A 6,504-nucleotide genomic window follows, 5' to 3' on the forward strand; every position below is an offset into this window, starting at 1 on the left:
GCGCGGGGCCGGGGTCAGTGGGCTCCGGCGGCCGGCTCGACCAACTCGACCAGGATGCCCCCGGCGTCCTTCGGGTGTACGAAGTTGATCCGGGAGCCGGCGGTGCCCCGCTTCGGCGTCTCGTAGAGCAGCCGTACCCCGCGCTCGCGCAGCGCCGCGCAGGCCGCGTCGATGTCCGCCACGGTGTAGGCCACCTGCTGCACGCCGGGCCCGTTGCGATCCAGGAACCTCGCGATGGTGGACTCCGGGGTCAGCGGGGCGAGCAGTTGCACGCAGCCGCCCTCGGCGGTCGGCCCGACGGCCAGCATCGCCTCGCGGACGCCCTGTTCGGTGTTGGTCTCGGTGTGCACACAGCGCATGCCGAAGGTCCGCTGGTAGAAGTCGATCGCGGCGTCGAGGTCGGCGACGGCGACCCCGACGTGGTCGATGCGGCGCAGGCCGATGTCTGTGACATAGTCGGCAGCGGGCTCGACGGGGGAGTTCTCAGCCATGGAGCTAGTCTGACCGAACAATCGTTAAGGCGTACAGGTCGGCACCCCCTCGGAGGCAGGCAGTGGCTTCGGTGATCGTCAGCGGCGCGCGGACCCCGATGGGTCGCCTGCTCGGCAACCTCAAGGACCTCCCGGCGACGAAGCTCGGCGGCATCGCGATCAAGGCGGCGCTGGAACGGGCCGGCGTCGCCCCCGACCAGGTGCAGTACGTGATCATGGGCCAGGTGCTCCAGGCCGGCGCCGGGCAGATCCCGGCCCGGCAGGCGGCGATCGAGGCCGGTATCCCGATGTCCACCCCGGCGCTGACCATCAACAAGGTCTGCCTCTCCGGCCTCGACGCGATCGCCCTGGCCGACCAGCTGATCCGTGCCGGCGAGTTCGACGTCGTGGTGGCCGGTGGCATGGAGTCGATGACCAACGCCCCGCACCTGCTGCTCGGGCAGCGCTCCGGCTACAAGTACGGAGACGTCACCGTCAAGGACCACATGGCCCTCGACGGTCTCACCGACGCCTGGGACTGCTGCTCCATGGGCGAGTCCACCGAGCGGCACGGCGCGCGGCACGGCATCACCCGTGAAGAGCAGGACGCCTTCGCCGCGGCCAGCCACCAGCGGGCCGCCGCCGCCCAGAAGAACAGCCACTTCGCCGACGAGATCACCCCGGTGATCATCCCGCAGCGCAAGGGTGAGCCGCTGGTGATCAGCGAGGACGAGGGCATCCGGCCGGACACCACCGTCGAGTCGCTGGGCCGGCTCCGCCCGGCGTTCGCCTCCGACGGCACCATCACCGCCGGCAGTTCCTCGCCGATCTCCGACGGCGCCGCCGCTGTCGTCGTGATGAGCAAGGCCAAGGCCCTGGAACTGGGCCTGACCTGGCTGGCCGAGATCGGCGCGCACGGCAACGTGGCCGGCCCGGACAACTCCCTGCACTCGCAGCCCTCGAACGCCATCCTGCACGCCCTGCGGAAGGGCGGGCTGAGCGTCGAGGACATCGACCTCGTCGAGATCAACGAGGCGTTCGCCGCGGTCGGTATCCAGTCCACCCGCGACCTGGGCATCAACCCGGACAAGGTCAACGTCAACGGTGGCGCGATCGCCCTGGGCCACCCGATCGGCATGTCTGGCGCGCGGCTGGTGCTCACCCTGGCCCTGGAGCTCAGGCGTCGGGGCGGCGGTACCGGCGCGGCGGCGCTCTGCGGTGGCGGTGGCCAGGGCGACGCGCTGATCATCCACGTCCCGAACGGCGCCGAGACCAGCCAGTGAGCGGAATGACCGAGAACGCCCCGGCGGCGGCCGGACCGGTGCGCCGCAGCCGGGACGTGCCCGTGCTGGTGGAGCGGGCCCGCGCGGGCGACCCCCGCGCGGTGGCCCGCCTGATCACCCTGGTCGAGTCCGGCGACGAGGTGTTGCCGCAGGTCGCGGCGGCGCTCGCGCCGTACGCCGGGCAGGCCCAGGTGGTGGGCCTGACCGGCTCTCCCGGGGTGGGCAAGTCGACCACCACCAACGAGCTGGTCCGGGCGCTGCGGGCGCGTGGGCGACGGGTCGGCGTGCTGGCCATCGACCCGTCGAGCCCGTTCACCGGCGGGGCGATCCTCGGTGACCGGGTCCGGATGCAGGACCACGCCACCGACCCGGGCGTCTACATCCGTTCCATGTCCAGTCGGGGTCACCTCGGCGGACTCTCCGCGGCGACGCCCCAGGCGGTGCGGGTGCTGGAGGGCGCCGGCTGCGACGTGGTGCTGGTGGAGACCGTCGGCGTGGGGCAGGCCGAGGTGGAGGTGGCCTCCCTCGCCGACACCACGCTGGTGCTGCTGGCTCCCGGTATGGGCGACGCGATCCAGGCGGTCAAGGCCGGGATCCTGGAGATCGCGGACGTCTTCGTGGTCAACAAGGCCGACCGGGACGGCGCCGACGCCACCGTCCGCGACATCCAGGGCATGATCGCCCTCGGCGAGCGCGGGCCGGGCGAGTGGCGGCCACAGGTGGTCCGGGCGGTCGCCACGCGGGGCGAGGGCATCGACGACATCGCCGCCGCGATCGACAAGCACCGCGACTGGCTGGAGCGGCACGGCGAGCTGTGCCGCCGCCGCGAGGCGCGGGCCGCTGCCGAGATCGAGGCGATCGCGCTCGGCGTGCTCCGCGACCGGATCGGCTCGCTGCGCGACGGCACGGAACTCCCGGCCCTCGCCGCGAAGGTGGCCGAGGGGGCGCTGGACCCGTACGCGGCCGCCGACGAGCTGCTCGGCCAGCTCGGCACCTGAGCGTCCCGCGGGTGCCGGTCAATCGGCAACCCTCCCTGCGTCCCACCCTGCGGTAGGCGCACCGTGACGTCGAGCCCGCCGGTGTCCGGGCCGGTGAGGGCGAGCTCGCCGCCGTGCGCGAGGACAACGGCACCCACGATCGACAGGCCGAGCCCCAGGCCGCCGACGCCGCCCCGGACGAACGGCTCACACAGCCGATCCACCGCGTCGACGGGTATGGGTGTGCCGGTGTTGGTAACCCGCAGCACCGCATGGCCCGCCACGGTGCCGGTGGACACCCTGAGCTCGCCACCGGCATGGTTGTGCCGGACAGCGTTGCCGACGAGGTTGCCGGCAAGGCGTTCGAGCAGCGTCGAGTCGCCGGAAACCGGCGCGGGCCGCAGGTCGCCGCACACGATGATGCCCCGCACCGCCGCCTCGCTCTCGTTGGCCCGCAGTGCCAGCACCACCACGTCGTACGGCGTGACCGCACACTTGTCCAGCGCAGCGCGACCATCGTGGGCGACGTCCACCGCGAAGCCGTGTTTGCGCAGCCCGACCATGATGTACCCGGCCAACGGCTGCTCGTCCTCGACCAGCAGTACCCGCATCCGCCCAGTATCCGGGCACCGACCTATGGATCGGATATGGGCCGACGATCGGCTGCCCATCCCCGCCCGCCGGTAGACAGTCGCCATGACCACCACTCGACGTTCGATGTTGACTCTGCTGGGCGCCGCTGCCCTGGCGGGCGCGGTCCTGGCTCCGGCGCGGGCTGGCGCTGCGCCCGCCGCCGGCAACGTGGGGGGCCGGGTCCCCACAGGACTCAAGCCGGGTGGCGAGCTGGACCGGCTCGTCATCGACCTCGCCGCCAGGGACCAGTTCTCCGGGACCGTCCTGCTGACTTACCGGGGTAGTACCGTGCTGGGCCGCTCGTACGGCATGGCCGACAAGGCGCGCTCGGTGCCCAACGGGCCGCGCACCGCGTTCGCGCTCGCCTCGGTCACGAAGCTGTTCACCGCCGTCGCCGTCGCCCAGCTGGTCGAGCGGCGCGGCGTCGCCTACACCGACCCCGTGGGGCGCTTCCTCGACGCCCTGCTGCGCGAGCGGCTGCTCACGCGGCCGTTCACGCACATCACACTCAGCGGCAAGGTGCCGATGCCTCCGCCGTCGGGCGCGACGCCGCCGCCCACGACGTTCCAGTGCTACGGGCCGATCGGCGGGTACGTCAACGGGCACGCCACCCTCGGGCACGGTGGCGGCTCACCCGGCGCATCGACCTCGCTGGACCTGTACCCGGACGCCTGCTGGTCGGTGGTGGTGCTGTGCAACTACGGCGACAACGCGGCGTTGCCGGTGGTCCGCCTGGCGCGCCGGATCATCACCACCACATGACGGCTCGGCGTCGTACGCGCGACCACGTTCCGCTCGGTCGATGAGGCCGCTACCGGGGATCTCGCCATCCGTCGATCACTGACGCCGCATCCGACGTCGGGACATGGCCTAGTACGCTCGCACCGCTCCACGGTCGGCGTGGGGCGTTCGGCCGGGTGGGAGCGCATGAGCTACGAGACGACGCAGGAGTTGTCGGTGACGCCGGACGCGGTGGCGGGCGGAACGACGCACGTCTCCGACGAGGTGGTGGAGAAGATTGCGGTGGCCGCCGCCCGGTCGGTGCCCGGGGTGGCCGAACTCGGCGGGGACGTCGCCCGGTTCTTCAACGCGGTGCTCGACCGGGTCGGCCTGGACCAGGTCGGCGACGCCCGGCGGGGCTGCTCGGCGCACGTCACCAACGGCGCGGCCGTGGTCAACCTGGTGCTGGTGATCTCGGCGGGGCACCCGGTGCCGCAGGTGACCGACGCGGTGCGGGTGGCGGTGACGGCGGCGGTCGAGGCGTACGGGCTGCGGGCCGACGAGATCAACATTCGGGTGGACGACGTGGTGATGGAAACGCCGTCGGCCTGATCGGTTACCGTCCGGTACCAACTTCCTTAGCGATCGTTCAGGCACCCGTTCTACACTCGGGTTCTCAGTCGAGGACTCGAGGAGGGGCGCCGCGGATGGATGCCGACGAGATCGCCGCCGGCCGGGCACGCTGGCAGGACCGCTACGACGCCGCACGCAAGCGGGACGCGGACTTCACCACCCTGTCCGGGATGCCCGTGGAGCCGGTGTACGGCCCGCCGGAGGGGGTGACGTACCCGGGCTTCGAGCGGATCGGCTGGCCGGGCGAGTACCCGTACACCCGGGGTCTGTACCCGACCGGCTACCGGGGGCGGACCTGGACCATCCGGCAGTTCGCCGGCTTCGGCAACGCCCAGCAGACCAACGAGCGCTACAAGATGATCCTCGGCGCCGGCGGGGGCGGCCTCTCCGTCGCCTTCGACATGCCCACCCTGATGGGGCGGGACTCCGACGACCCGCAGTCGCTCGGCGAGGTCGGGCACTGCGGCGTCGCGGTGGACAGCGCCGCCGACATGGAGGCGCTCTTCGACGGCATCGACCTGGGTGGCGTCACCACCTCGATGACGATCTCCGGCCCGGCCGTGCCGGTCTTCTGCATGTACCTGGTCGCCGCCGAGCGGCAGGGCGTGGACGTGTCCACCCTGGACGGCACGCTTCAGACCGACATCTTCAAGGAGTACATCGCGCAGAAGGAGTGGCTCTTCGACCCGGAGCCGCACCTGCGCCTGATCGGCGACCTGATGGAGTACTGCGCCGGCCGGATCCCGCGGTACAAGCCGCTGTCCGTCTCCGGCTACCACATCCGCGAGGCCGGCGCGACCGCCGCGCAGGAGTTGGCGTACACCCTCGCGGACGGTTTCGGGTACGTCGAGCTGGGGCTGTCTCGCGGGCTGGACGTGAACGTCTTCGCCCCGGGCCTGAGCTTCTTCTTCGACTCACACGTGGACTTCTTCGAGGAGATCGCGAAGTTCCGCGCCGCCCGCCGGATCTGGGCCCGCTGGCTGCGCGACGTCTACGGCGCCACCAGCGAGAAGGCCCTCTGGCTGCGGTTCCACACCCAGACCGCCGGAGTGTCGCTGACCGCCCAGCAGCCGGTCAACAACGTGGTGCGCACCGCCGTGGAGGCGCTCGCCGCGGTGCTCGGCGGCACGAACTCGCTGCACACCAACGCCCTGGACGAGACCCTCGCGCTGCCCACCGACGAGTCCGCGGAGATCGCGCTGCGTACCCAGCAGGTGCTCATGGAGGAGACCGGGGTGACCAACGTGGCCGACCCGCTCGGCGGCTCCTGGTACGTCGAGGCGCTGACCGACAAGATCGAGGCCGAGGCGGAGGAGATCTTCGCCCGGATTCGCCAGCTGGGCGGCGAGGGGCCGCACCAGATCGGCCCGATGACCTCCGGCATCCTGCGCGGCATCGAGGACGGCTGGTTCACCGGCCACATCGCCGAGTCGGCCTTCGTCTATCAGCAGGCGCTGGAGAAGGGCGACAAGAAGATCGTCGGGGTCAACTGCCACACCGGTACGGTCGCCAAGGACCTGGCGATCCTGCGCATCTCGCACGAGGTGGAACTGGAGCAGCGCCGGATGCTGGCCGCGCGCAAGGCCGCCCGCGACGACTCGGCGGTCACCGCCGCCGTGTCCCGGATGGTCGAGGTCAGCCGTACCGGTGAGAACATGATCCCGGCCATGCTCGACGCGGTGCGCGTCGAGGCCACCCTCGGCGAGATCTGCGACGCCCTGCGCGCCGAGTGGGGCGTCTACCGCGAGCCGGCCCGCTTCTGACCCGGGCCCCCGTGCCATCCCGCCC

At 71.8% G+C, this 6,504-nt stretch carries 6 protein-coding genes; 5 read left to right on the top strand and 1 reads right to left on the bottom strand.

Going from position 1 to position 6,504, the window contains the following annotated elements:
- Nucleotides 1-14: 14 nt before the first annotated feature.
- On the bottom strand, nt 15-491 hold the full coding sequence (gene mce, locus E1193_RS29060; RefSeq protein ID WP_132186362.1) for a methylmalonyl-CoA epimerase: 477 nt from the start codon (nt 489-491) through the stop codon (nt 15-17).
- A 62-nt stretch (nt 492-553) separates the two neighbouring features.
- Between mce and E1193_RS29065 the strand changes: the two genes are divergently transcribed.
- The 5 genes from E1193_RS29065 to E1193_RS29090 all read left to right on the top strand — a co-directional run bounded on the left by E1193_RS29065 (nt 554) and on the right by E1193_RS29090 (nt 6,479).
- Entirely contained in the window at nt 554-1,753 is a 1,200-nt protein-coding gene (locus E1193_RS29065) for an acetyl-CoA C-acetyltransferase (RefSeq protein ID WP_132186363.1), read from the top strand.
- A 5-nt stretch (nt 1,754-1,758) separates the two neighbouring features.
- Nucleotides 1,759-2,751 carry a methylmalonyl Co-A mutase-associated GTPase MeaB gene (meaB, locus tag E1193_RS29070; RefSeq protein WP_132186364.1) on the top strand — a complete coding sequence of 331 codons (993 nt, stop codon included), beginning with the start codon at nt 1,759-1,761 and terminating at the stop codon, nt 2,749-2,751.
- A gap of 675 nt (nt 2,752-3,426) precedes the next feature.
- A complete protein-coding gene (locus E1193_RS29080; RefSeq protein ID WP_132186365.1) occupies nt 3,427-4,125 on the top strand; it encodes a serine hydrolase domain-containing protein in 699 nt (232 codons plus the stop codon).
- Between the two features lie 165 nt (nt 4,126-4,290).
- On the top strand, nt 4,291-4,695 hold the full coding sequence (locus E1193_RS29085; RefSeq protein ID WP_132186366.1) for an Asp23/Gls24 family envelope stress response protein: 405 nt from the start codon (nt 4,291-4,293) through the stop codon (nt 4,693-4,695).
- Nucleotides 4,696-4,790: 95 nt separating this feature from the next.
- Complete coding sequence (locus E1193_RS29090; protein ID WP_132186367.1) at nt 4,791-6,479, top strand: methylmalonyl-CoA mutase family protein; 1,689 nt, start codon at nt 4,791-4,793, stop codon at nt 6,477-6,479.
- The last annotated feature ends 25 nt before the right edge of the window (nt 6,480-6,504 follow it).

Source organism: Micromonospora sp. KC606 (assembly GCF_004348675.1).
GTDB lineage: Bacteria > Actinomycetota > Actinomycetes > Mycobacteriales > Micromonosporaceae > Micromonospora.